The organism is Streptomyces sp. NPDC047081, assembly GCF_040643775.1.
Classification (GTDB): Bacteria; Actinomycetota; Actinomycetes; order Streptomycetales; family Streptomycetaceae; genus Streptomyces.
In genome coordinates this window covers 131,896-154,304 of sequence record NZ_JBEYUY010000006.1, presented here as the reverse complement: position 1 = coordinate 154,304, position 22,409 = coordinate 131,896, and the positions used below count along the sequence as shown (strand labels likewise).

General features: G+C 69.3%; 27 protein-coding genes. 20 read left to right on the top strand and 7 right to left on the bottom strand.

Features of this window, described 5'->3' with window-relative positions; translation table 11 throughout:
• Positions 1-64: 64 nt before the first annotated feature.
• On the bottom strand, positions 65-514 hold the full coding sequence (locus tag ABZ848_RS13615) for a helix-turn-helix transcriptional regulator (protein ID WP_360830193.1): 450 nt from the start codon (positions 512-514) through the stop codon (positions 65-67).
• Positions 515-823: 309 nt separating this feature from the next.
• On the opposite strand from ABZ848_RS13615, the gene ABZ848_RS13610 reads away from it, so the two are divergent.
• Positions 824-1,429 carry a hypothetical protein gene (locus tag ABZ848_RS13610; RefSeq protein ID WP_360830939.1) on the top strand — a complete coding sequence of 202 codons (606 nt, stop codon included), beginning with the start codon at positions 824-826 and terminating at the stop codon, positions 1,427-1,429.
• Complete coding sequence (locus ABZ848_RS13605; protein WP_360830190.1) at positions 1,426-1,647, top strand: hypothetical protein; 222 nt, start codon at positions 1,426-1,428, stop codon at positions 1,645-1,647. Before ABZ848_RS13610 ends, ABZ848_RS13605 begins: the two co-directional genes overlap by 4 nt.
• Positions 1,648-1,726: 79 nt before the next feature.
• Here ABZ848_RS13605 and ABZ848_RS13600 read toward each other — a convergent pair whose 3' ends face one another.
• The 6 genes from ABZ848_RS13600 to ABZ848_RS13575 form a co-directional block, all read right to left on the bottom strand.
• Positions 1,727-2,917, bottom strand: coding sequence for a M48 family metalloprotease (locus tag ABZ848_RS13600; protein ID WP_360830187.1), 1,191 nt, complete (start codon positions 2,915-2,917; stop codon positions 1,727-1,729).
• Positions 2,918-2,962: 45 nt separating this feature from the next.
• Positions 2,963-3,505, bottom strand: coding sequence for a Pycsar system effector family protein (locus ABZ848_RS13595; protein WP_360830184.1), 543 nt, complete (start codon positions 3,503-3,505; stop codon positions 2,963-2,965).
• Positions 3,502-5,256 carry a hypothetical protein gene (locus ABZ848_RS13590; RefSeq protein ID WP_360830181.1) on the bottom strand — a complete coding sequence of 585 codons (1,755 nt, stop codon included), beginning with the start codon at positions 5,254-5,256 and terminating at the stop codon, positions 3,502-3,504. Before ABZ848_RS13590 ends, ABZ848_RS13595 begins: the two co-directional genes overlap by 4 nt.
• 28 nt (positions 5,257-5,284) lie before the next feature.
• A complete protein-coding gene (locus ABZ848_RS13585) occupies positions 5,285-7,519 on the bottom strand; it encodes a hypothetical protein (RefSeq protein WP_360830178.1) in 2,235 nt (744 codons plus the stop codon).
• A complete protein-coding gene (locus ABZ848_RS13580; protein ID WP_360830175.1) occupies positions 7,516-8,352 on the bottom strand; it encodes a hypothetical protein in 837 nt (278 codons plus the stop codon). The genes ABZ848_RS13585 and ABZ848_RS13580 overlap by 4 nt, the downstream gene beginning before the upstream one ends.
• A gap of 128 nt (positions 8,353-8,480) precedes the next feature.
• Positions 8,481-9,218: a Crp/Fnr family transcriptional regulator gene (locus tag ABZ848_RS13575; protein WP_360830172.1), complete on the bottom strand. Its 738-nt coding sequence runs from the start codon at positions 9,216-9,218 to the stop codon at positions 8,481-8,483.
• A 237-nt stretch (positions 9,219-9,455) separates the two neighbouring features.
• On the opposite strand from ABZ848_RS13575, the gene ABZ848_RS13570 reads away from it, so the two are divergent.
• The 18 genes from ABZ848_RS13570 to rplN all read left to right on the top strand — a co-directional run bounded on the left by ABZ848_RS13570 (position 9,456) and on the right by rplN (position 22,408).
• Positions 9,456-10,001, top strand: a complete 546-nt coding sequence (locus tag ABZ848_RS13570; RefSeq protein WP_360830169.1) for a DUF1707 and DUF4190 domain-containing protein — start codon at positions 9,456-9,458, stop codon at positions 9,999-10,001.
• Positions 10,002-10,338: 337 nt separating this feature from the next.
• Entirely contained in the window at positions 10,339-10,710 is a 372-nt protein-coding gene (gene rpsL / locus ABZ848_RS13565; protein ID WP_003948652.1) for a 30S ribosomal protein S12, read from the top strand.
• Positions 10,711-10,712: 2 nt separating this feature from the next.
• Positions 10,713-11,183 carry a 30S ribosomal protein S7 gene (gene rpsG, locus ABZ848_RS13560; RefSeq protein ID WP_003998848.1) on the top strand — a complete coding sequence of 157 codons (471 nt, stop codon included), beginning with the start codon at positions 10,713-10,715 and terminating at the stop codon, positions 11,181-11,183.
• A 39-nt stretch (positions 11,184-11,222) separates the two neighbouring features.
• Entirely contained in the window at positions 11,223-13,349 is a 2,127-nt protein-coding gene (fusA, locus tag ABZ848_RS13555; RefSeq protein WP_360830166.1) for an elongation factor G, read from the top strand.
• A gap of 171 nt (positions 13,350-13,520) precedes the next feature.
• On the top strand, positions 13,521-14,714 hold the full coding sequence (gene tuf / locus ABZ848_RS13550) for an elongation factor Tu (RefSeq protein WP_360830163.1): 1,194 nt from the start codon (positions 13,521-13,523) through the stop codon (positions 14,712-14,714).
• Between the two features lie 250 nt (positions 14,715-14,964).
• Entirely contained in the window at positions 14,965-16,110 is a 1,146-nt protein-coding gene (locus ABZ848_RS13545; RefSeq protein ID WP_360830160.1) for an acyltransferase, read from the top strand.
• Between the two features lie 460 nt (positions 16,111-16,570).
• The gene (gene rpsJ, locus ABZ848_RS13540; protein ID WP_003948644.1) at positions 16,571-16,879 is read left to right on the top strand and encodes a 30S ribosomal protein S10; all 309 of its coding nucleotides are present in this window, start codon (positions 16,571-16,573) and stop codon (positions 16,877-16,879) included.
• Positions 16,880-16,896: 17 nt separating this feature from the next.
• Positions 16,897-17,541 carry a 50S ribosomal protein L3 gene (gene rplC, locus ABZ848_RS13535; protein WP_242772518.1) on the top strand — a complete coding sequence of 215 codons (645 nt, stop codon included), beginning with the start codon at positions 16,897-16,899 and terminating at the stop codon, positions 17,539-17,541.
• A 7-nt stretch (positions 17,542-17,548) separates the two neighbouring features.
• Complete coding sequence (gene rplD, locus ABZ848_RS13530) at positions 17,549-18,205, top strand: 50S ribosomal protein L4 (RefSeq protein ID WP_242772515.1); 657 nt, start codon at positions 17,549-17,551, stop codon at positions 18,203-18,205.
• Entirely contained in the window at positions 18,205-18,624 is a 420-nt protein-coding gene (gene rplW, locus ABZ848_RS13525) for a 50S ribosomal protein L23 (RefSeq protein ID WP_242772513.1), read from the top strand. Before rplD ends, rplW begins: the two co-directional genes overlap by 1 nt.
• A 38-nt stretch (positions 18,625-18,662) precedes the next feature.
• Positions 18,663-19,499: a 50S ribosomal protein L2 gene (rplB, locus tag ABZ848_RS13520; protein ID WP_360830156.1), complete on the top strand. Its 837-nt coding sequence runs from the start codon at positions 18,663-18,665 to the stop codon at positions 19,497-19,499.
• A gap of 12 nt (positions 19,500-19,511) precedes the next feature.
• A complete protein-coding gene (gene rpsS, locus ABZ848_RS13515) occupies positions 19,512-19,793 on the top strand; it encodes a 30S ribosomal protein S19 (protein WP_030930516.1) in 282 nt (93 codons plus the stop codon).
• 44 nt (positions 19,794-19,837) lie between these two features.
• Positions 19,838-20,185 (top strand): 50S ribosomal protein L22, encoded by a 348-nt coding sequence (gene rplV, locus ABZ848_RS13510; protein WP_003974262.1) that lies wholly within the window; start codon positions 19,838-19,840, stop codon positions 20,183-20,185.
• Positions 20,185-21,006, top strand: a complete 822-nt coding sequence (gene rpsC, locus ABZ848_RS13505; RefSeq protein WP_031477835.1) for a 30S ribosomal protein S3 — start codon at positions 20,185-20,187, stop codon at positions 21,004-21,006. Before rplV ends, rpsC begins: the two co-directional genes overlap by 1 nt.
• Before the next feature lie 5 nt (positions 21,007-21,011).
• Positions 21,012-21,431 carry a 50S ribosomal protein L16 gene (gene rplP, locus ABZ848_RS13500; RefSeq protein ID WP_030788270.1) on the top strand — a complete coding sequence of 140 codons (420 nt, stop codon included), beginning with the start codon at positions 21,012-21,014 and terminating at the stop codon, positions 21,429-21,431.
• Positions 21,431-21,655 carry a 50S ribosomal protein L29 gene (gene rpmC / locus ABZ848_RS13495; RefSeq protein WP_003974259.1) on the top strand — a complete coding sequence of 75 codons (225 nt, stop codon included), beginning with the start codon at positions 21,431-21,433 and terminating at the stop codon, positions 21,653-21,655. The genes rplP and rpmC overlap by 1 nt, the downstream gene beginning before the upstream one ends.
• The gene (gene rpsQ / locus ABZ848_RS13490; protein ID WP_007384073.1) at positions 21,655-21,942 is read left to right on the top strand and encodes a 30S ribosomal protein S17; all 288 of its coding nucleotides are present in this window, start codon (positions 21,655-21,657) and stop codon (positions 21,940-21,942) included. The genes rpmC and rpsQ overlap by 1 nt, the downstream gene beginning before the upstream one ends.
• Before the next feature lie 97 nt (positions 21,943-22,039).
• Entirely contained in the window at positions 22,040-22,408 is a 369-nt protein-coding gene (rplN, locus tag ABZ848_RS13485) for a 50S ribosomal protein L14 (RefSeq protein ID WP_003998823.1), read from the top strand.
• Position 22,409 lies beyond the last annotated feature (1 nt).

The window sequence follows — 22,409 nt, the reverse complement described above, 5'->3', positions numbered from 1 at the left end:
CTAGTTGGATCGACGGGCCGCTCGGGCGGCTCGGGAGGTGCGGGGGAGGTTCGGTGGTGGGGGATCAGTCGGTACCCGGGAATGTCCCCGTCGCCGTCTGCGACTCGTCCGGCAGGAACTGCTCCACCACTCGTACGAACATGTCCCGCCGGTCGGCCGGGATGCCCAGCAGGTCGGCCACCTCCTCCGGAGTGGGGCGGCGGCCGGGCTCGGCGCCGGGGGCGGGCGGAGGCAGGTGATCGTGGGCGTCGGCCAGTTCCTCGGCGGTCAGCCGGCCGGAGCGGATGAGCATGTCGCGGACCGGGACCCCGAGCACGCGGGCGAGGCGGCGGGTGGTTTCGAGGTCCGGCATGCTCTGGCGCTGCAGCAGACGGGTCACGGCAGCGCGGTGTACGCCCGCCTCATCCGCGATCCGGGACTTGCCGCCACCGCGCGGACTGTCGATGTCGTAGCCGCGCTCGCGCATCAGGTCCTCGACCCATGCGGCGAACGCCTCCAGATCCTGGGTGTTCATGTCTGCTCGCTTTCTGGGGGTGTGACGAGTTTAGCTTGCTTGCGCGCGCGGAATTACGTGCTCTCGGGCAAGTAACGAGGAAAGTCTGCGCGGGTCGTGAAGGTTCGAGGCGCGAGAGTGACAGGGGAATATGTTGCGGGCGCGCGCGCAATCTGTAAACTTGGGGGCTCGCCCAGACGAACGAACCGACATGAAGCAACGACATGAACCAACGGGGGAGGCCCCATGTCCGCAGCCAGCAGTTCCTGTCCGCCGGACCACCATCCGGACGGCCCGGCCGCCGTGTCCCAGGCCGCCCTGTGGATCGGCATGCTGGCCCAGCAGTTCCCCGAACTGTCCACCGAACTCGCGCCGGGCCGTGCCGGCGCGGCCCCCCGCTCCTCGGCGCACCCCGCGCCGGAGTACGGGGCGGAGCTGCGGCGGGAGCGAGAGGAGGCGCTGCTGTTCCATCAGCGGCACGGCCTCGCCGTGCCCGGCCACAGCGCGGCCCCACTCCGGCTGCACATCTCCGACACCATCCGCGACATCACCGACGGCGTGGTCGAACTGGAGGAGGCCGTGCGTGAACGTCTCGGCCTGCCCCGCGCCCGTCGCGCGACCGTGCCCGAGCGGCTGCGCCGTATGGCGGGACTCCTCGACGACATCGCCGCAGACCCGGTGCTGGCCGCGCATGTCCGGGACGAGTCCCGCCGGATGGCCAGGCGCTGCGCCCGCGCGCTGGGTGACACCGAGACCGTCGTCCGCGTCTCCGGCCGCTGCCCGTGGTGCGACTCGGTCTCGCTGCGCGCCTTCCCGGACCGCGGCGGCGTCCTCTGCATCAACCCGGCCTGCCGATGCACGGTGCCGGACTGCGGCTGCCACGACGATCCGGCCTACCGGCACACCTGGGACGAAGGGGAGTGGAACCACCGTTGAGGACCGACCTGAGGACCGACCTGAGGGCCGACCTGCCGACGCTCCTCCCCGGGCCGCTCGCCGCCCAGGAGGCGGGCGTCGCTCCCGCGACCATCCGCAAGTGGGTCCAGTTGGGCCGTCTCCGGGCGGCGGGCAAGGCGGGTCGGGCCCAGCTCTTCCGGCTCGACGACGTCTTCGCCGCCGAGCGCGCGGCGGCCGGTCGCACGCGGCGGCGGTGAGCGCGGCGCTCATTCGGTGAGGGCGGTCACCCCGTTTCGTACGGGGTGACCGCCCTTCGGCGTGCGCGGGTACTGCCCGTCAGCGCGGCGGCTGCTGGAGGTACGGCTGCAGGTGGTGCAGGCGGGTGTGGTAGTCGGGGTGGGAGGACAGCAGCTTGCTGAGCGCGCTCTCCTCCAGCTTCACGCCCCCGTTCGCCGCGGTGAGCGCGGCTTCGGCCTGCTGCTCCTGCTGATGCAGCTTGTCCAGTACGGCGGCCAGCATCGGGGCGAAGCCCAGCGCGGCCGCGTGCTCGTCGGCCCGCAGCTCGGAGCGGCGGCCGACGGCGGCGAGCGCGTACGGCACGGCCAGGACCAGCAGCGGAAGGCCGTACAGGGAACTGATCGTCGCCAGGGTGATGCTGCCGATGACCACCACGACGACGCCGACACCGATGCAGCCGAAGGCCTTGGACACCTGGAAGACGACGCTGGAGAACGCCTTCAGGACGCGCCAGGCGATACGGCCGGGCAGCGCGTACCAGTAGCCGAGGAGGCCGGCCCAGGCGTGGCCGCCGACGTGGTGGCCCAGCTCGTGCGCCATGACGGCGGCGAGTTCGCCGTTGGGCAGCTCGTTCATGGCGAAGCGGGTGACGCCGACGATGTGGCCGGCCGCGGCGACCGCGTTCAGGCCGTCGCTGTCCTCCACCCACAGTTCGTAGTTACGTCCTTCTATGCCGGCGCGGGCCGTGACCTCGCGCCAGACCGGTTCGAGTTTGGCTCGTTCTTGTGGAGTGGGGTAGCGCAGACGGAGCAAACGGCGCGCGATGGCGCTTTCTGTGGGGCGGTGGAAGACGAGTGCGCCGCTGGCGAGCCAGGCGAGGATCACGAGGATGCCGAAGCCGCCGAAGAGAAGTGAGATCAGGCCGACCACGAACAGGCTGCACAGGAAGTTCGGCAGGTGGAGCAGCAGGCTGCCGACGGCGGTGACGTCGGTACGGCGCTGGTCACTGCGGATGTGGACCCGGCCGGTGTGATCGGTGCTGATGTGGTGCGGGTGGGCGGTGGGCTCCGGAGGCGCGGGCGGTGGTGTCTGCGGGTACTGCGGGGGCTGGGCGGCCTGCTGGAGCGGGGGCGTGTGCGGGTACTGCGGGGTTGCCTGAGCGGGATACTGCGGTGCCTGGGGGTACTGCGGTGGTACGGACTGCTGAGGCGGCTGCGGGTACTGCGGTGGTACCGGCGGCTGGGGCGACTGGGTCGGGTACTGGGGGTACTCCGGTGGTTGCTGGGTCATGGCGTTCCTTGTGGTTGCTCGGGTCGGGGACGCTGGTGCGGCGGCTCAGCCGATCAGCAGGGACGCGGGAAGCAGGACCGTGCCGGCGCAGAACGCGATCAGGCCGGTGCGGATCCACTGGTGCTTGCGGGCGGCGATGCGGCTCGACTCGGTCAGGGCGGTGGTGAGCGCGGCGACGGGGTCGTGCGCCGTCTCGGTGAGCGCGGACTCCAAGTGGCCATCGCGGGCGGCCTGTTGGATGTCGCCGAAGTACGTGAGCGGGCGGCCCGGGACCCACGCTCCGGAGCGGTAGCGGGGGAGTACGGCCAGCAGCAGGGCGAAGAGGGAGGTGGTGAGGGCGAGGGCGCCGGACCACCAGAGCGTGGTGCCGGCCGTGGAGAGGGCCGCCGGGGTCCAGTTCCGTCCGGCGAGTAGCGCGCTGAACACCCCGGCCGTCATCCCGAGCGCCGCGACCAGCACGGACGCCTTGCTGTCGGCCCGCGCGATCTCGCTCCGCTGGTCGGCGAGCAGACGTTCACAGAGGCGCTGGCGCTCAAGAGTGGGTACGGGTGCTGGAGTCGGCGTGGGCGCCGCGTCCGTGGTCGTCATGTGCCGCTCGGCTCCGGGGAGTTGTCCTCGGGGGCCGGGTCGGCCGCCTGGTCCTTCGCGGCGCTGTCCGGGGCTTCCACGGGTGCCGGGGGCTGCGCGGGCAGGGTCGGGGAGCTGCCGTAGCCGGGCGGGGGCTGCCAGGCCGGGGGCTGGGGCGCGGCCGGGGCCGGGGCGGGGACGCCGGGGTACGGGCCGGAGGCCGGGGGCGGTGGGGCGTACGGGTTGGGCGGGGGAGTGTAGGGCGCGGGCGGCTGCCAGGACGGGGTGCCGGCCGGCGGGGTGGGGGCCGGGGGCTGCTGCGGGTACTGCGTGGCCGCGGGGTCGGCGTACGGGCCGGGAGGCTGGGGTGCCGAGTCGGCGGGTGTCCGAGGTCCCGGAGCGGCAGGGTGCGGGGGCTGCGGCTGTGCCGGCGCCGCGAAGATCTGTGGCGGCGTCTGCGGCGCGGGCTGCCACGGCGGGGACTGCGTTCCCGCCGCGGGCTGCCAAGGCGGTGACTGGGTTCCCGGCATGGGCTGAGACGGCGACGGTGTTCCCGGCATGCCGTGAGGCGGCGGCGTCGGTGCCCCGGGCGCCGGCTGGTCGTCCCCCGGGCCCGGGTAGCCGGGGCCGTCTGCCTGAGGTGGGAGCAGGGGTGGGGTCTGGGCCACTCCCGGGAGGCGTTGGTTGAGGATGTCGCTGACCGTGCGCAGGGCGAGCTGCTTGGGGCCCTCCAGCTCGTAGTTCTCCGCCTGGTCGCCGCTGAGGAGCTGGCCCACCAGGTCCATCTGGGCCTGGATCATGCGGAGTTGGTCCTCGCGCATGCTCTGCATGACCAGCCGGGAGTCCTCCGGGTGCTGGGCGAGGTGCAGGGCCCAGGCCTGCACGCCGCCCTGGGACAGGTGCCACTGGTAGAAGTTGATCTTCTCGGCCTCGATGCGCTGCAACTCCAGCATCTGATGGCCCTGTTGCAGCGCGAGCTCGTGCTGCTGCCCGCTCGCGAGCATCGCCTGCTCGTGCTGCCAGCGCTGCTGCTGGAGGATCAGCTCCTGCTGCTGATGCCCGTACGACGCGGCCCGCTCGATCTGCAGCCGGTCCTGCTGCCGGTCCCGGCGGTCCACCTCGACGTCGATCTCCATGCCCCGCTCGGCCGCCCGGATCTGCTCGGCGGCGGAGTGGTCGATGGCCTGGAGCCGGCGCTGGTGGTCGATGTTCTCCTGGTCGCGGCGGAGCCGGAGCGTCCAGCTGACCTGCAGACCCACGGGCGCCCCGAGCGGCCCCAACACCGTGACCGCCTGGAGCAGTTCGCGCTCGGCGTCCGCGCTGTCGGCGATCCCGAAGCGCCGCGACACCGGCCGCGCCGCCTGCTGCAGCTCGCCCAGCACCAGCGCCGGCACGTCCCGGTGCCCGCTCGCCACGAACCGGGCCGGGTCCAGCACCTGCCAGGACAGCTCGACCGCGGCCGTGAACTCGAACGCGTCGTTGTCGCTGGGCAGCGTGAGCTCGGCGGTGAACGGGTGCACGCCCATGTCCACCTCGTACACGGCCGTGTACCGCTTCGCCGCGATCTCGCTGCGCGTCGGCCGCCGGGGCGGCAGATAGGCGTCGTAACCCCCCTTCGGCGTGGCGAAGACCAGGGCGTGGTCGATGCGGACCAGTGACTTCAGGTTGAAGTCGAAGCGGCCCAACTGGCGCACGGTGAGCACCGGGTCGACCAGTTCGGTGTGCCGGTCCGCCTGCTGCTGCCACTCGGGCGGGCGGTTGAAAGCGGGCATGGTGCGTCTCTCCTCGGGGTGTGACAGGTCAGTGGCGGGGGAGGACCGCGTGCAGGCGGGCGGCCACCCGGGGCGGCGGATCGCCGTCCTCGCCGGGCATGGTCCGCAGCAGATGGCTCAGCCGCTCGTACTCGGCGGGCGAGGTGACGAGCCGGGGCAGCAGGGCCGCCAGCGCCCACTCGGTGGCCGTGGACCGGTCGGCGATCAGCACCCACGCGCGCAGTACCTCAAGGGCGTGCCGGGTGGCCCGCGGGTCGGCGAGCGCGGCCCGCCACAGCAGCGGGATACCGTGCGCGGGCTCGCCGTTCTCCTGTGCGGAGCGGGCGTACCAGCCGAGGACCAGCGGGGTGCCGTACCGCTCGTCGTCCTCGGTGCGGCGGCAGGCGTTCACGAAGCCGCCGAGGGCAAGGTCGTGCACCGCGCGGTCGTCGTCGAGGTGCTCGCGCAGCTCGGCCAGGACCCGGTCGCTGGCCGGGGAGAGCAGCAACAGCTCGACGGCCTCGGCGAGTTCGCGGGCCATCTCGCCGTCGAGGTCGTCGGGCTCGTCCTCGTACAGCCTGCGCACGGCGCCGCGCAGCGCGGCCAGCGCCTGCTCCGGGCGCTCCGGTCCGATCAGCCCGTACGCCCGTACGGCCACCCAGCGCAGCCGCGGGTCGTCGCCCTCGCACCAGCCGTCGAGGATGCGCGGGACGTGGGGCGTGTCGATGAGGTGGGCGAGGGTGAGCGCGTTGACGGCGACGAGCCGCTGCCGGAACGGCTTCGCGGTGCCCCACGGCTCGATGACCAGCGCCATCGCGGAGGGCAGGTCGGTGCGGGCGAGGACCGCGACGGTGGACGCGGCGCGGGTGCGCACCAGCGGACGGCCGTCGTCGGCGAGCCGGCGCAGCCAGCCGATCAGCGCGGGCCGGGCCGAGGGATGGCCGGTCCACACCTCGCGCAGCAGGACGTACGAGACCCGCTCGTCGACGAATCTCGCCTTCTGCTGGGGCACCGGACCCCACTCGGTGTTCTCCTCCTCCTCGTACTTCTCCGCGCGGGCGAGCTGCAGGCGCTTGCCGATGTGCGTGCCGAAGACGGGGACCTCGGGTTCCTGGGACCGGTTCCAGGTCTGCTGGAGCAGGCGGTAGAGCAGGTCGCTGACCTCGGCGGTGAGCGCGTACGGGCCGCCGTCGAAGGCGGCGAGGGCGACCAGGAACGCCTTGTCCCGCAGATGGACCGAGGCCTCGTCCTCCTCGAACCACTCCCGCACCTGGCTCTCCACCGAGCCGAGCGAGAACTGCGCGACGGCGTCCGCGCCCAGCTCCCCGGCCGCGTGCCGGGCGAGCACCGAGGCGAACCCGACGACCTCCCGCAACTGGTGACTGCCGGCCAGGAACTCGGCCACGTCCGGGAGTTCCAGCAGCTTGTCGGCGGTCGCGGCGTCGGTGCGGGTGCGCAGCTGCGCCGCCAGCACATCGGCGGCGGCCGGCGGCCGCCAGACCGCGGTGAACGGCACGTCCTCCAGAACGGCGGTGTCGTCGACGGTGACGATCAGGTACCCGTGCTCGCCGAGCCGGTCGCGGGCGGCGAGCAGGTGGGGTTCGCGCAACGGGCGGTCGCGGCGGGTGGACAGGTCGCACAGAACGTATCCGCGCGAGCCGTCCTCCTGCGCGCCGAGCTGGTCGGCGAGGGCGCTCGGGCCGGTGTCGCGGTCCAGGGTGCGGACGGTGGCGAGGCCGAGGCGGTGCAGCAGCATCAGCGCGGCCGTGCGCCGGCCGGTGAAGCGGGCGCCGGACAGGATCAGCACATGGTCGCGGCGCAGCCGGTCCAGCAGCCCCGCGACGAGCGTCTCGTCGGCGACGAAGTGCCCGGCCAGCCGCTCCAGGGTGGCCGCGGGGACCTCGCCGGACGCGGACGCCGAGCCGGAGAACCCGGGTATGGAGAACTGGTACACCGTCTTGGTGCCCATGATCACGTCGCCGTCGACCTGGTTGCCGGTGACGTTGTTCTGGTCGCCGCCGACCGTGCCGCCGCCGAAGCGGGCCCGGGCGCCGACGCGCATGCTGCGCGGGCTGTGGTCGACCAGGTCCCGCCGGGCCGACCAGGCGTTCTGCGGCTGGTCGCGCTCCTCGGGCTCGTCCTCCGGGCCCTCTCTTCGGGCCGCGTCCTTGGCGTTCTCGGGGTCCTTCGGGTCCTTGGCGTCCTTGCCCTTCGGGTCGTCGGCCGGCGGCCCGCCCGGCGTGGGGCCGCCGCCCGCGGGCGGCTGCTGCTCGGGCGTGCTCATGAGCCCTCACCCCGCCTGCCGATGATGAAGTCGCCGCCGATCCGGTTGCCGGTGACGTTGTTCTGGTCGCCGCTCACCGTGCCGCCGCCGATGGTGACCGGGCCGTCGAAGGCCGGGCCCGGCGCCGGGGCTCCCCGGTCCGACGCCGGGCCGCCCTGCTCGGGGACCCGCGGCGTCGGGCGGTCCCCCGAACCGCCCGACGCCTCCCCCGCCCCCGTGTCACCGTGGTCCTCCGCCGAGCCCGCCGAGCCCGTCGCACCGCCCGGCACCGGGCCGTGCAGCCAGGCCTTCAGCGGGCCGTTCTTGCTGTCCACCGTCACCGGGTGGAACTCCGCCTTCGGGATCCCGGTGTGGTCGTGCCGCACGACCCCGGCGTACAGGGCGTCCGAGACGCACAGCGCGAAGTCGTCGCGGCGCTCGCGCAGGGCGTCCCGCAGCACCCCGGCGTCCAGCAGCCGGCAGGCGTGGTTGAGGTCGGAGCCGACCCAGCCGTCCAGCCCGTCCACCGCGACCCAGCCGGTGGCTACGACACCGCGCAGCCGGATCTGCGCGGAGCTGGACGCCATCCGGTTGACCGTCCGCAGCTGCGCCGGCACCTCGTTGAGCAGGCTGCGCAGCAGCGCCGTGACCGGGGCGCCTGCGTCGATGAGCTCCATCACCGAGTCCCCGCGGTCGGCCCGCAGCCGCAGCGTCTCGTCGATGCCGGCGGCCTCCAGGGCGCGGTCGGTGATGTCGTAGAGCATGCGCCGCAGATACGCCTGTTCCACGTCGTCCCGGTCGCTGTACCTCTCGATGTCCAGCAACAGGATCGTGCGGCTCACGGGGTCGGTCATGGTCGCCTCTCCGAGGGGGGTCGCGGTGCAGGGCAGCAGCGTGGCGCGCGGGTGACCCGGGTGGTGAGGGCGGATGACGCACTCCTTCTGTGACCGTGTGCACAGAAGGGCTCATGAGCCGGCCGAGGTCACTCCTCGCGCGGCCCCTGCGGCGAGGGGATCCCGGAGGCCGGCCCGGCCGCCGCGATCCGGCGCAGTACGTCCGGCCGCCGGATCAGCAGCGCACGGCGGCCCGTGACGACCGCCTCCTTGTCCCGCAGCTCCCTGAGCAGCCGCTGCACCATCTCCCGCGACGCGCCCACCGAGCCCGCGAGCTCCTGCTTGCTCAGGGGTACGGCGAGTTCGATGCCCTCCTCGGTACGGCGGCCGTGGGTGCGGGCCAGGTCCAGCAGCAGGACGGCGAAGCGCTCCCGCACGCTCATCGACGCGAACTCCAGGCGGCGCCGGTCGGCCGCCCGGGTCCGGTCCGCGGTCAGCCCGAGCAGGGCCAGGGACACGGCGGGGGAGCGGCTCAGGAAGTCCCGGAAGCGCTCGTGCTCCACGGCCACGGCCCGTACCGGCTCCAGCGCGGTCACCGTCGCCGACCGCGGCCGCCCGGTGAGCGCGGCCGACTCCCCGACGATGTCGCCGGGCCCGCGCAGCGCGAGCAGCGCCTCGTAGCCGTTGGCCGCGGCGGCCGTGACCTTGGTCCAGCCGGTCACCAGGAAGAGCACGTGGGAGGAGGGCTCGTGCTGATGGATGAGGACCATGCGGGCCGTGAAGCCCAGCTGGTGGCCGAGCGCCAGCAGCGCCGAGCGGTCCCCGCTCTCCAGTCGCGCCAGAAAGGGCACCCGGTCGTCCAGGCCCCCGTCGTCCGTCGGTTGCACCGCCGTCCTCGTCACGTTCGTCCCCCGATTCCCCGCGCTGCCCTCGCAGCGGGCGGATCAACGTACTGAAAGCGCGATCCCGCCGGATCCGAAAGAGCGCGAATCGGCCAACGACGCGAAATGATCTACGGCGGGTGGCGGCGGCCTCTCCCGGTGGTGTGTCCCCTACGCCCTCTGTGCCCGAAACACCGGTTCGGCGCATCATGGAGTAACTCGGGGGGTTCGGGGAGGTGCTCCGTGTCGAATCCGACGCCTTGGCAGCCGTGGCAGACGGGACAGGGTGTTCCGCAGCCGTGGCAGGGGCAGAGCGCCCCGTCGATGCTGGCCTCGCACGCCGACCGCGAGCGGGCCGTCGACGTGCTCAGAGCGGGGTACGGGGAGGGACGGCTGGAGCACCCCGAGTTCGAGAAGCGGGTGGCGCGGGCCTACGGCGCCCGTACCGTGGGGGAGCTGGCGCTGCTCGTCGCCGACCTGCCGCAGGGCCCCGTACCGGTCAACCAGCCGCCTCCGCCGGCCGTGCCCGCGACCTTCCTGCCGACGCTGCCGCACACCAACGGCAAGGCCGTCGGAGCCATGATCTGTGGGCTGCTCACCTTCCCGACCGTCGGGCTGACCGGGCTGCCCGCGGTGATCCTCGGCCACTCCGCCCGCAGCGAGATACAGCGGACCGGCGAGCGCGGCGAGGGCCTCGCCATGACCGGCCTGGTGCTGGGCTGGCTGTCGGTCGCGGGCTGGTTGCTGATCATCACCATCCTGATCGCGGCGGGCCTGGCGTCGTCCTAGCGCTGACCTGCGTACACCGCCGTAGAACATGATCGTCCGGCGGTGAATCGAAGATCGGGTCCGGCATGGGGTCTTGACATGGGCCGCATGGTGATGCGGGCGAGGTCCATTTGTTTTGACCGTAGCGTTTGAGGTAGGTACGCTCAGACCTTGTGCCTGGGGTGTGCCCTGGCTCTCGTGCGTGCCTTCAACCGCATCGCGAGCTGTGAGCGGCCACCGTAATCTGTGCTCTTTTCGCCTCGCGGCGGGAGTCCGCCGGATTCGACACACCCGACCGCGTGGGTCGGCGAAGTTCCAGGTTAGCTGTACCCATCGGCACACAGAAACCGGAGAAGTAGTGCCTACGATCCAGCAGCTGGTCCGCAAGGGCCGGCAGGACAAGGTCGAGAAGAACAAGACGCCCGCACTCGAGGGTTCCCCTCAGCGTCGTGGCGTCTGCACGCGTGTGTTCACGACCACCCCGAAGAAGCCGAACTCGGCCCTGCGTAAGGTCGCGCGTGTGCGTCTGACCAGCGGGATCGAGGTCACCGCTTACATTCCGGGTGAGGGACACAACCTGCAGGAGCACTCCATCGTGCTCGTGCGCGGCGGCCGTGTGAAGGACCTGCCGGGTGTTCGCTACAAGATCATCCGTGGCTCCCTCGACACCCAGGGTGTCAAGAACCGCAAGCAGGCCCGTTCCCGCTACGGCGCCAAGAAGGAGAAGTAAGAATGCCTCGTAAGGGCCCCGCCCCGAAGCGCCCGGTCATCATCGACCCGGTCTACGGTTCTCCTCTGGTCACGTCGCTCATCAACAAGGTGCTGCTGAACGGCAAGCGCTCCACCGCCGAGCGCATCGTCTACGGCGCCATGGAGGGCCTGCGCGAGAAGACCGGCAACGACCCGGTCATCACGCTCAAGCGCGCTCTCGAGAACATCAAGCCGACCCTCGAGGTCAAGTCCCGCCGTGTCGGTGGCGCCACCTACCAGGTCCCGGTCGAGGTCAAGCCCGGCCGTGCCAACACCCTGGCGCTGCGCTGGCTGGTCGGTTACTCCCGCGCCCGTCGCGAGAAGACCATGACCGAGCGTCTGCTCAACGAGCTTCTCGACGCTTCGAACGGCCTCGGTGCGGCCGTCAAGAAGCGCGAGGACACGCACAAGATGGCCGAGTCCAACAAGGCCTTCGCGCACTACCGCTGGTAGTCGCAGTCCACATCGAGACCGAGAGAAGACTGAAGCCTTATGGCTACCACTTCGCTTGACCTGGCCAAGGTCCGCAACATCGGGATCATGGCCCACATCGACGCGGGCAAGACGACCACCACCGAGCGGATCCTGTTCTACACCGGTGTGTCGTACAAGATCGGTGAGGTCCACGACGGTGCTGCCACCATGGACTGGATGGAGCAGGAGCAGGAGCGTGGCATCACGATCACCTCTGCTGCCACCACCTGTCACTGGCCGCTCGAGGACGTCGACCACACGATCAACATCATCGACACCCCGGGTCACGTCGACTTCACCGTGGAGGTGGAGCGTTCGCTCCGCGTCCTCGACGGCGCCGTGACGGTGTTCGACGGTGTCGCCGGCGTGGAGCCCCAGTCCGAGACGGTTTGGCGTCAGGCGGACCGCTACGGCGTGCCGCGCATCTGCTTCGTCAACAAGCTCGACCGGACCGGCGCCGAGTTCCACCGCTGCGTGGACATGATCTCGGACCGTCTGGGCGCTCAGCCGATCGTCATGCAGCTCCCGATCGGTGCCGAGGCCGACTTCAAGGGCGTCGTCGACCTCGTGACGATGAAGGCCCTGGTCTGGTCCGCCGAGGCCACCAAGGGCGAGATGTACGACACCGTCGACATCCCGGACACCCACACGGAGGCTGCCGAGGAGTACCGCGGCAAGCTTCTGGAGGCCGTGGCCGAGAACGACGAAGAGATCATGGAGCTGTACCTGGAGGGCGAGGAGCCTTCCGTGGAGCAGCTGTACGCCGCGATCCGTCGCATCACCATCGCGTCCGGCAAGTCCAAGGACACCACGGTCACCCCGGTGTTCTGCGGTACCGCGTTCAAGAACAAGGGCGTCCAGCCCCTGCTCGACGCGGTCGTGCGCTACCTCCCCTCCCCGCTCGACGTCGAGGCCATCGAGGGCCACGCCGTGAACGACCCGGAGGAGGTCGTCAAGCGCAAGCCGTCCGACGACGAGCCGCTGTCCGCGCTGGCGTTCAAGATCATGAGCGACCCGCACCTCGGCAAGCTCACCTTCGTCCGGGTCTACTCGGGCCGCCTGGAGTCCGGCACCGCCGTGCTGAACTCCGTCAAGGGCAAGAAGGAGCGCATCGGCAAGATCTACCGCATGCACGCGAACAAGCGTGAGGAGATCGACGCGGTGGGCGCCGGCGACATCATCGCCGTCATGGGTCTGAAGCAGACCACGACCGGTGAGACGCTGTGCGACGACAAGGCCCCGGTGATCCTGGAGTCCATGGACTTCCCGGCGCCGGTCATCCAGGTCGCCATCGAGCCGAAGTCCAAGGGCGACCAGGAGAAGCTGGGTGTCGCCATCCAGCGTCTCGCGGAGGAGGACCCCTCCTTCCAGGTCCACTCGGACGAGGAGACCGGCCAGACCATCATCGGTGGCATGGGCGAGCTGCACCTCGAGGTGCTGGTCGACCGTATGCGCCGTGAGTTCAAGGTCGAGGCCAACGTCGGCAAGCCGCAGGTCGCGTACCGCGAGACGATCCGCAAGGCCGTCGAGCGCGTGGACTACACCCACAAGAAGCAGACCGGTGGTACCGGTCAGTTCGCCAAGGTGCAGATCGCGATCGAGCCCATCGAGGGCGGCGACGCCTCGTACGAGTTCGTGAACAAGGTGACCGGTGGCCGTATCCCGAAGGAGTACATCCCTTCGGTCGACGCCGGTGCGCAGGAGGCCATGCAGTTCGGCATCCTCGCGGGCTACGAGATGACGGGCGTCCGCGTCACGCTCATCGACGGTGGCTACCACGAGGTCGACTCCTCCGAGCTCGCCTTCAAGATCGCCGGTTCGCAGGCCTTCAAGGAGGCCGCGCGCAAGGCCAGCCCCGTGCTGCTCGAGCCCATGATGGCCGTCGAGGTCACCACGCCCGAGGACTACATGGGCGAGGTCATCGGCGACATCAACTCCCGCCGTGGCCAGATCCAGGCCATGGAGGAGCGGGCCGGTGCCCGCGTCGTGAAGGGCCTCGTGCCCCTCTCGGAGATGTTCGGTTACGTCGGCGACCTGCGCAGCAAGACGTCCGGCCGGGCCAGCTACTCCATGCAGTTCGACTCCTACGCCGAGGTTCCGCGGAACGTCGCCGAGGAGATCATCGCGAAGGCCAAGGGCGAGTAACGCACCTGCGTTCAACGCACCGCGTTCACACGCTTTAGGCTTGACCCCGGAGCCTCACGGGTCGTTCCTCCGTATACATGGCGGAATGACCCGGGGCCCGGGATTTGACAGCAAAGATCACCTGGCGCCGATGAAGTAAGGCGTACAGAACCACTCCACAGGAGGACCCCAGTGGCGAAGGCGAAGTTCGAGCGGACTAAGCCGCACGTCAACATCGGCACCATCGGTCACATCGACCACGGTAAGACGACCCTCACGGCCGCCATTACCAAGGTGCTGCACGACGCGTTCCCGGACCTGAACGAGGCCTCGGCGTTCGACCAGATCGACAAGGCTCCCGAAGAGCGCCAGCGCGGTATCACCATCTCCATCGCGCACGTCGAGTACCAGACGGAGACCCGTCACTACGCCCACGTCGACTGCCCCGGTCACGCGGACTACATCAAGAACATGATCACGGGTGCGGCGCAGATGGACGGCGCCATCCTCGTTGTCGCCGCCACCGACGGCCCGATGCCGCAGACCAAGGAGCACGTGCTCCTGGCCCGCCAGGTCGGCGTTCCGTACATCGTCGTCGCCCTGAACAAGGCCGACATGGTGGACGACGAGGAGATCCTGGAGCTCGTCGAGCTCGAGGTCCGTGAGCTGCTCTCCGAGTACGAGTTCCCGGGCGACGACGTTCCGGTCGTCAAGGTCTCCGCGCTCAAGGCGCTCGAGGGCGACAAGGAGTGGGGCCAGTCGGTCCTGGACCTGATGGCCGCCGTCGACTCCGCCATCCCGGAGCCGGAGCGCGACGTCGACAAGCCGTTCCTGATGCCGATCGAGGACGTCTTCACGATCACCGGTCGCGGTACGGTCGTCACCGGCCGTATCGAGCGTGGTGTCCTGAAGGTCAACGAGACCGTCGACATCATCGGCATCAAGACCGAGAAGACCACCACCACGGTCACCGGCATCGAGATGTTCCGCAAGCTGCTCGACGAGGGCCAGGCCGGTGAGAACGTCGGTCTGCTGCTCCGCGGCATCAAGCGCGAGGACGTCGAGCGCGGCCAGGTCATCATCAAGCCGGGCTCGGTCACCCCGCACACCGAGTTCGAGGCGCAGGCCTACATCCTGTCCAAGGACGAGGGTGGCCGCCACACGCCGTTCTTCAACAACTACCGTCCGCAGTTCTACTTCCGTACCACGGACGTGACCGGCGTCGTGACCCTCCCCGAGGGCACCGAGATGGTCATGCCGGGCGACAACACTGAGATGAAGGTCGAGCTCATCCAGCCCATCGCCATGGAAGAGGGCCTGAAGTTCGCCATCCGTGAGGGTGGCCGGACGGTCGGCGCCGGCCAGGTCACCAAGATCAACAAGTGACTCTGAGCCGCTAGGCCTCTGGAAGGGCCCGTACGACTTCGGTCGTACGGGCCCTTTCGCTTGTGCTGCCCGTCGGCGGGACGACGGCCGTTCGGTGAAGTCTCGGCAAACCCTGCGGGTCGTGTCGTGGAGAGTTGTACCAACTCCGGGAGGCCCGCGCCCCGTATGTTCCTGTCTGGCCTCTGTGGGGCGGTTGTGACGGCCTAGCTTGGGTGGGTCGGAGCAGGCGGCAGACAGGGGATGGTCAGCGATGTCCGTGATGGTGGACCAGCCGACGCAGCAACTGCGGAGGGTGCAGTTACACCGTCCCGCGGCCCCGCTCCGCCGCGAGCGCCCGCGCCTGTACGCCATCGACGGCATCCGGCTCCTCGCCGCGCTGATGGTCGCCGTGCACCACTACGCCGGCACCTGGCGGGTGAACCAGCCGGGCAACGCGGTCTGGGACAGACCCGCGTCCGACATCATGCCGACGGTGTTCCGCTTCGCCTCGTACGGCTGGATCGGCGTCGAGATCTTCTTCGTGATCAGCGGCTTCGTGATCTGCATGTCCTGCTGGGGCCGCAGCCCACGCCAGTTCTTCGTCTCCCGGGTGATCCGCCTCTATCCCGCGTACTGGTTCGGCATAGTCTTCACCACGGCCGTGATCGTCGCCCTGCCCGGCGTCTGGCACCGCCTGAAGCTGCGGGACATCCTGCTCAACCTCACGATGCTGCAGTCCGGTTCGCACGTGGACAGCGTCGACGGCGTGTACTGGACGCTGTGGTCGGAACTCCGCTTCTACCTGCTGTTCCTGGTCGTCGTCGCCACCGGCCTGACGTACCGCAAGGTCGTGGTCTTCTGCTGCGTGTGGGGCGCGGCGGCGATGCTGGCGCCGGTGGCGAAGTTCCACCTGCTCACGCTGGCCGCGAACCCGGACGGCGCGTGGTTCTTCATCGCGGGTCTTGCGTTGTACTTGATGCACCGGTTCGGCCAGGACCTGCTGCTGTGGGGGATCCTCGCGCTGTGCTGGCTGATGGGTCAGCGGGAACTGGGCATCAGGATCGACGAGGTGGAGCACGTCTCCGGCTGGCGGGGAAGCTTCGCCATCTTCACCGTCTTCCTCCTGGCCATGGTGGCGATCGCACTCGGCGCGACGGACCGCGTCCGCTGGAAGTGGCTGGTGACAGCGGGCGCGCTGACGTATCCGCTCTATCTGACGCACTACGTCGCCGGTACGACGGTCATCAACCGTCTGAAGGACACGATGGACGCCCGCCTGCTGGTCGTCTCGGTGATCGCCGGCTTCATGCTGCTGAGCTGGCTGGTGCACCGGTTCGTGGAGCGGCCGGTGGCGGGGATGCTGAAGCGGGGGCTGGACACGTCGTTCGCGCGGCTGCGGAATGCGCCCATGGGGTAGCCGCGGCGTGTGATGCTGCCGTCGGCGAAGTCCTGGCGATCGGCACCCTTGAGGTCGCGCACCAGGATGAAGGGGACCTGTGTTTGACCTGCGTCACGCCCGGGGTATTCTCTCCGGCTCGATTGGCCAGGCCCCTGCCCCATATGGCAGACTGTCGGAGTTGCTCGGTCGAGTGTTGATGCTGCGCGCCTCCCGCCGGGAGGACCGGAAGCGAGTCCCACAGTACTCGTCGTCCTAACTGCCCTCGGGCAGCACTGGGACGGACGTACGGGAATCTTCCGGGAAGTGCGGTGCGGCACTGGCCAGGCACCCGGTGAATCTCTTTCTCAGACAAGGGATGTTCGAACAAGGGACATCTGTGTCAGTGAAAGCGCGACACGCCCGACCGCGTGGGTCGGAGGTGGAGCGCACGGAGGACCGGGTTCCAGAGCGTGAACAGACAAAGGACTACTGAGTAGCCATGGCGGGACAGAAGATCCGCATCCGGCTCAAGGCCTACGACCACGAGGTCATCGACTCCTCGGCGAAGAAGATCGTCGAGACGGTGACCCGTACTGGTGCGTCGGTCGCGGGCCCGGTGCCGCTGCCCACTGAGAAGAACGTGTACTGCGTCATCAAGTCGCCGCACAAGTACAAGGACTCGCGCGAGCACTTCGAGATGCGCACCCACAAGCGCCTGATCGACATCCTCGACCCGACGCCCAAGACCGTTGACTCTCTGATGCGACTCGACCTCCCGGCCGGTGTCGACATCGAGATCAAGCTCTGAGGGCCGGTGATCTGAGAATGGCTAAGCAGATCAAGGGCATCCTGGGCGAGAAGCTCGGCATGACGCAGGTGTGGGACGAGAACAACCGTGTTGTTCCGGTCACCGTCGTCAAGGCCGGCCCGAACGTCGTCACCCAGGTGCGTACGAACGACAGCGACGGCTACGAGTCGGTCCAGATCGCCTTCGGCGAGATCGACCCGCGCAAGGTGAACAAGCCCCTCAAGGGCCACTTCGCCAAGGCCGACGTCACCCCCCGTCGACACCTCGTCGAGATCCGGACGGCCGATGCCGCCGAGTACACGCTCGGTCAGGAAATCACCGCCGAGGTCTTCGAGGCCGGCGTGAAGGTCGACGTCACCGGCAAGAGCAAGGGCAAGGGCTTCGCCGGTGTCATGAAGCGCCACAACTTCGGTGGCCTCGGCGCCGGTCACGGCACCCAGCGCAAGCACCGCTCTCCCGGTTCCATCGGTGGCTGCGCCACCCCGGGCCGTGTGTTCAAGGGCCTCCGCATGGCGGGTCGCATGGGCAACGAGCGTGTCACCACCCAGAACCTGACCGTCCACGCCGTTGACGCGGAGAAGGGTCTGCTGCTCATCAAGGGCGCGGTTCCCGGTCCGAACGGCGGCCTCGTCCTGGTCCGCACCGCGGCCAAGGGGGCCTGAGGTACCGATGAGCACTGTTGACATCCTTTCGCCTGCCGGCGAGAAGACCGGTAGCGTCGAGCTCCCCGCGGAGATCTTCGGCGTGGAGAAGATCAGCATCCCGCTGATCCACCAGGTCGTCGTCGCGCAGAACGCCGCTGCCCGCCAGGGCACGCACAAGACGAAGACCCGTGGCGAGGTCCGTGGTGGCGGCAAGAAGCCGTACCGCCAGAAGGGCACCGGCCGCGCCCGTCAGGGCTCGACCCGCGCGCCGCAGTTCGCCGGTGGTGGCGTCGTGCACGGTCCCGTGCCGCGCGACTACTCGCAGCGGACCCCGAAGAAGATGAAGGCCGCGGCCCTGCGCCACGCCCTCACCGACCGGGCCCGCCACAACCGCATCCACGTCGTCACCGGCGTGGTCGAGGGCGAGACCCCCAGCACCAAGGCCGCTCGCACGCTGTTCGGCAAGATCTCGGAGCGCAAGAACCTGCTCCTGGTCGTCGACCGCGCCGACGAGGCCGCGTGGCTGTCCGCCCGCAACCTGCCCCAGGTCCACATCCTGGAGCCGGGCCAGCTGAACACGTACGACGTGATCGTCTCGGACGACGTGGTCTTCACCCAGGCCGCTCTCGAGTCCTTCGTCGCCGGCCCGAAGGCCAACGACACCGAAGGGACTGAGGTCTGATGGCCATCCGTCACCCCGCCATTGCCTCGAAGGCGGCCAAGGCCGCCAAGGCCGCGCGTGTCGCCAAGGCGCGCCGCCACGCCGCCGAGGGCAAGAACACCGTCGAGACGCCGCTCAGCAAGTCGTACACGGACCCCCGTGACGTGCTGCTGAAGCCGGTCGTGTCGGAGAAGAGCTACGCGCTCCTGGACGAGAACAAGTACACGTTCATCGTCGACCCGAACGCCAACAAGACCCAGATCAAGCAGGCCGTCCAGGCGGTCTTCTCGGTCAAGGTCACCGGGGTCAACACGATCAACCGCATCGGCAAGCGCAAGCGGACCCGCACCGGCTTCGGCCAGCGTGCGGCCACCAAGCGCGCGATCGTGACCCTCGCCGAGGGCGACCGTATCGACATCTTCGGCGGTCCGACCGCGTAAGCGGGTCGGATCGTCCGATATCGGACGAGGACTGAGAAATGGGAATCCGCAAGTACAAGCCGACTACGCCGGGCCGTCGTGGTTCCAGCGTCGCCGACTTCGTCGAGGTCACGCGGTCCACGCCGGAGAAGTCGCTGGTCCGCCCCCTGCACAGCAAGGGCGGCCGTAACAACGCCGGTCGTGTGACCGTTCGCCACCAGGGTGGCGGACACAAGCGCGCCTACCGAGTGATCGACTTCCGTCGTCACGACAAGGACGGCGTGCCGGCGAAGGTCGCGCACATCGAGTACGACCCCAACCGCACCGCGCGCATCGCGCTGCTCCACTACGCGGACGGCGAGAAGCGCTACATCCTGGCGCCGAAGGGCCTGACCCAGGGCGACCGGATCGAGAACGGCCCCGCGGCCGACATCAAGCCCGGCAACAACCTGGCGCTGCGCAACATCCCGGTCGGTACGACGATCCACTCCGTGGAGCTTCGTCCGGGCGGCGGCGCCAAGTTCGCCCGCTCCGCCGGTGCCTCCGTGCAGCTGCTCGCGAAGGAGGGCACGATGGCCCACCTTCGTATGCCGTCCGGTGAGATCCGTCTGGTCGACCAGCGCTGCCGCGCCACGGTCGGCGAGGTCGGCAACGCCGAGCAGAGCAACATCAACTGGGGCAAGGCCGGCCGCAAGCGCTGGCTGGGCGTCCGCCCGACCGTTCGCGGTGTGGCGATGAACCCGGTTGACCACCCGCACGGTGGTGGTGAGGGCAAGACCTCCGGTGGTCGCCACCCGGTCAGCCCCTGGGGTCAGAAGGAGGGTCGTACTCGTTCGCCCAAGAAGGCGTCGAACAAGTACATCGTCCGCCGCCGCAAGACGAACAAGAAGCGCTAGGAGCGGGTTTAGATGCCGCGCAGTCTCAAGAAGGGGCCCTTCGTCGACGAGCACCTCGCCAAGAAGGTGGATGCTCAGAACGAAGCCGGTTCCAAGAACGTCATCAAGACCTGGTCCCGTCGCTCCATGATCGTCCCGGCCATGCTCGGCCACACGATCGCGGTGCACAACGGCAAGACCCACATCCCGGTGTTCGTCACCGAGTCGATGGTCGGCCACAAGCTCGGCGAGTTCTCGCCGACGCGCACCTTCCGGGGTCACGTCAAGGACGACCGGAAGTCGAAGCGCCGCTAACAGCGGATCGCATTCAGACACGTAAGTAACTGAGAGGGACAACCATGGAAGCCAGGGCCCAGGCGCGGTACATCCGCGTTACGCCCATGAAGGCCCGCCGCGTGGTGGACCTTATCCGTGGCATGGACGCCACGGAGGCTCAGGCTGTTCTGCGATTCGCTCCGCAGGCAGCCTCCGTGCCCGTCGGCAAGGTGCTCGACAGCGCCATCGCCAACGCCGCGCACAACTACGACCACACCGACGCCGACAGCCTCTTCATCTCCGAGGCGTACGTCGACGAGGGCCCGACCCTGAAGCGGTTCCGTCCGCGTGCCCAGGGCCGTGCCTACCGGATCCGCAAGCGGACCAGCCACATCACCGTGGTCGTCAGCAGCAAGGAAGGAACCCGGTAATGGGCCAGAAGGTTAACCCGCATGGGTTCCGGCTCGGTGTCACCACGGACTTCAAGTCCCGGTGGTACGCCGACAAGCTGTACAAGGACTACGTCAAGGAAGACGTCGCCATCCGTCGGATGATGACGTCCGGCATGGAGCGCGCCGGCATCTCGAAGGTGGAGATCGAGCGCACCCGTGACCGCGTGCGTGTGGACATCCACACCGCTCGTCCGGGCATCGTCATCGGCCGCCGTGGCGCCGAGGCCGACCGCATCCGCGGTGACCTCGAGAAGCTCACGGGCAAGCAGGTCCAGCTGAACATCCTCGAGGTCAAGAACCCCGAGACCGACGCTCAGCTGGTTGCCCAGGCCGTCGCCGAGCAGCTCTCCTCCCGCGTCTCCTTCCGTCGGGCCATGCGCAAGAGCATGCAGTCCGCCATGAAGGCCGGCGCCAAGGGCATCAAGATCCAGTGCGGTGGCCGCCTCGGCGGCGCCGAGATGTCCCGCTCGGAGTTCTACCGCGAGGGCCGTGTGCCCCTGCACACGCTCCGCGCGAACGTGGACTACGGCTTCTTCGAGGCCAAGACGACCTTCGGCCGCATCGGTGTGAAGGTCTGGATCTACAAGGGCGATGTCAAGAACATCGCCGAGGTCCGCGCCGAGAACGCTGCGGCCCGTGCGGGTAACCGCCCGGCCCGTGGTGGTGCCGACCGCCCGGCCCGTGGTGGCCGCGGTGGCGAGCGGCGCGGTCGCAAGCCGCAGCAGGCTGCCGGTTCCGAGGCCCCCAAGGCCGAGGCTCCCGCGTCCGCTCCGGCTGAGAGCACCGGAACGGAGGCCTGACCGACATGCTGATCCCCCGTAGGGTCAAGCACCGCAAGCAGCACCACCCGAAGCGTCGTGGTGAGGCCAAGGGCGGTACGACCGTGGCGTTCGGCGAGTACGGCATCCAGGCCCTCACGCCGGCGTACGTGACCAACCGTCAGATCGAGGCCGCTCGTATCGCGATGACCCGCCACATCAAGCGTGGTGGCAAGGTCTGGATCAACATCTACCCGGACCGCCCGCTCACGAAGAAGCCCGCCGAGACCCGCATGGGTTCCGGTAAGGGTTCGCCGGAGTGGTGGATCGCGAACGTGCACCCGGGCCGGGTCATGTTCGAGCTGTCCTACCCGAACGAGAAGATCGCCCGTGAGGCCCTGACTCGCGCAGCCCACAAGCTGCCGATGAAGTGCCGGATCGTCAAGCGCGAGGCAGGTGAAGCGTGATGTCGGCCGGTACCAAGGCGTCCGAGCTGCGCGAGCTGGGCAACGAGGAGCTTCTGGCGAAGCTCCGCGAGGCCAAGGAAGAGCTGTTCAACCTCCGCTTCCAGGCGGCGACCGGTCAGCTCGAGAACCACGGTCGGCTGAAGGCCGTCCGTAAGGACATCGCGCGGATCTACACCCTGATGCGTGAGCGCGAGCTGGGCATCGAGACGGTGGAGAGCGCCTGATGAGTGAGAGCAACGTGACTGAGCAGACTGCAGAGGCCCGCGGCTTCCGCAAGACCCGCGAGGGTCTCGTCGTCAGCGACAAGATGGACAAGACCGTCGTCGTCGCCGTCGAGGACCGCGTCAAGCACGCGCTGTACGGCAAGGTCATCCGCCGTACGAACAAGCTCAAGGCTCACGACGAGCAGAACGCTGCCGGCGTCGGCGACCGGGTCCTCCTCGCGGAGACCCGCCCGCTGTCCGCCACGAAGCGCTGGCGCGTCGTCGAGATCCTCGAGAAGGCCAAGTAATTTCCTGCGGGGATCATCCCGCAGGACAGTTCCGCCAGGCTCCGGGGGCCGTTCCTGAACGGCCCCCGGGGAACCGGCAGACAAACAGGAGATAGACGTGATCCAGCAGGAGTCGCGACTGCGTGTCGCCGACAACACTGGTGCGAAGGAGATCCTTTGCATCCGTGTGCTCGGTGGCTCCGGTCGCCGCTACGCGGGCATCGGTGACGTCATCGTCGCCACCGTCAAGGACGCGATCCCCGGTGGCAACGTGAAGAAGGGTGACGTCGTCAAGGCGGTCATCGTTCGCACCGTCAAGGAGCGCCGCCGTCCGGACGGCTCGTACATCCGCTTCGACGAGAACGCCGCCGTCATTCTGAAGAACGACGGCGACCCTCGCGGCACCCGCATCTTCGGCCCGGTCGGGCGTGAGCTGCGCGAGAAGAAGTTCATGAAGATCATCTCGCTGGCTCCGGAGGTGCTGTAAG

Bases quoted from the DNA above. Each gene is read 5' to 3' on its own strand.
- ABZ848_RS13600 (WP_360830187.1), bottom strand. From the start codon at position 2,917: ATGACCCAGCAACCACCGGAGTACCCCCAGTACCCGACCCAGTCGCCC.
- rplV (WP_003974262.1), top strand. From the start codon at position 19,838: ATGGAAGCCAGGGCCCAGGCGCGGTACATCCGCGTTACGCCCATGAAG.
- rpsJ (WP_003948644.1), top strand. From the start codon at position 16,571: ATGGCGGGACAGAAGATCCGCATCCGGCTCAAGGCCTACGACCACGAG.
- rplB (WP_360830156.1), top strand. From the start codon at position 18,663: ATGGGAATCCGCAAGTACAAGCCGACTACGCCGGGCCGTCGTGGTTCC.
- rpsS (WP_030930516.1), top strand. From the start codon at position 19,512: ATGCCGCGCAGTCTCAAGAAGGGGCCCTTCGTCGACGAGCACCTCGCC.
- rpsQ (WP_007384073.1), top strand. From the start codon at position 21,655: ATGAGTGAGAGCAACGTGACTGAGCAGACTGCAGAGGCCCGCGGCTTC.
- ABZ848_RS13545 (WP_360830160.1), top strand. From the start codon at position 14,965: ATGTCCGTGATGGTGGACCAGCCGACGCAGCAACTGCGGAGGGTGCAG.
- rpsG (WP_003998848.1), top strand. From the start codon at position 10,713: ATGCCTCGTAAGGGCCCCGCCCCGAAGCGCCCGGTCATCATCGACCCG.
- fusA (WP_360830166.1), top strand. From the start codon at position 11,223: ATGGCTACCACTTCGCTTGACCTGGCCAAGGTCCGCAACATCGGGATC.
- rpsC (WP_031477835.1), top strand. From the start codon at position 20,185: ATGGGCCAGAAGGTTAACCCGCATGGGTTCCGGCTCGGTGTCACCACG.
- rpmC (WP_003974259.1), top strand. From the start codon at position 21,431: ATGTCGGCCGGTACCAAGGCGTCCGAGCTGCGCGAGCTGGGCAACGAG.
- ABZ848_RS13590 (WP_360830181.1), bottom strand. From the start codon at position 5,256: ATGCCCGCTTTCAACCGCCCGCCCGAGTGGCAGCAGCAGGCGGACCGG.
- ABZ848_RS13585 (WP_360830178.1), bottom strand. From the start codon at position 7,519: ATGAGCACGCCCGAGCAGCAGCCGCCCGCGGGCGGCGGCCCCACGCCG.
- rplD (WP_242772515.1), top strand. From the start codon at position 17,549: ATGAGCACTGTTGACATCCTTTCGCCTGCCGGCGAGAAGACCGGTAGC.
- rplP (WP_030788270.1), top strand. From the start codon at position 21,012: ATGCTGATCCCCCGTAGGGTCAAGCACCGCAAGCAGCACCACCCGAAG.
- ABZ848_RS13615 (WP_360830193.1), bottom strand. From the start codon at position 514: ATGAACACCCAGGATCTGGAGGCGTTCGCCGCATGGGTCGAGGACCTG.
- ABZ848_RS13580 (WP_360830175.1), bottom strand. From the start codon at position 8,352: ATGACCGACCCCGTGAGCCGCACGATCCTGTTGCTGGACATCGAGAGG.
- ABZ848_RS13610 (WP_360830939.1), top strand. From the start codon at position 824: ATGCTGGCCCAGCAGTTCCCCGAACTGTCCACCGAACTCGCGCCGGGC.
- rplW (WP_242772513.1), top strand. From the start codon at position 18,205: ATGGCCATCCGTCACCCCGCCATTGCCTCGAAGGCGGCCAAGGCCGCC.
- rplC (WP_242772518.1), top strand. From the start codon at position 16,897: ATGGCTAAGCAGATCAAGGGCATCCTGGGCGAGAAGCTCGGCATGACG.
- ABZ848_RS13595 (WP_360830184.1), bottom strand. From the start codon at position 3,505: ATGACGACCACGGACGCGGCGCCCACGCCGACTCCAGCACCCGTACCC.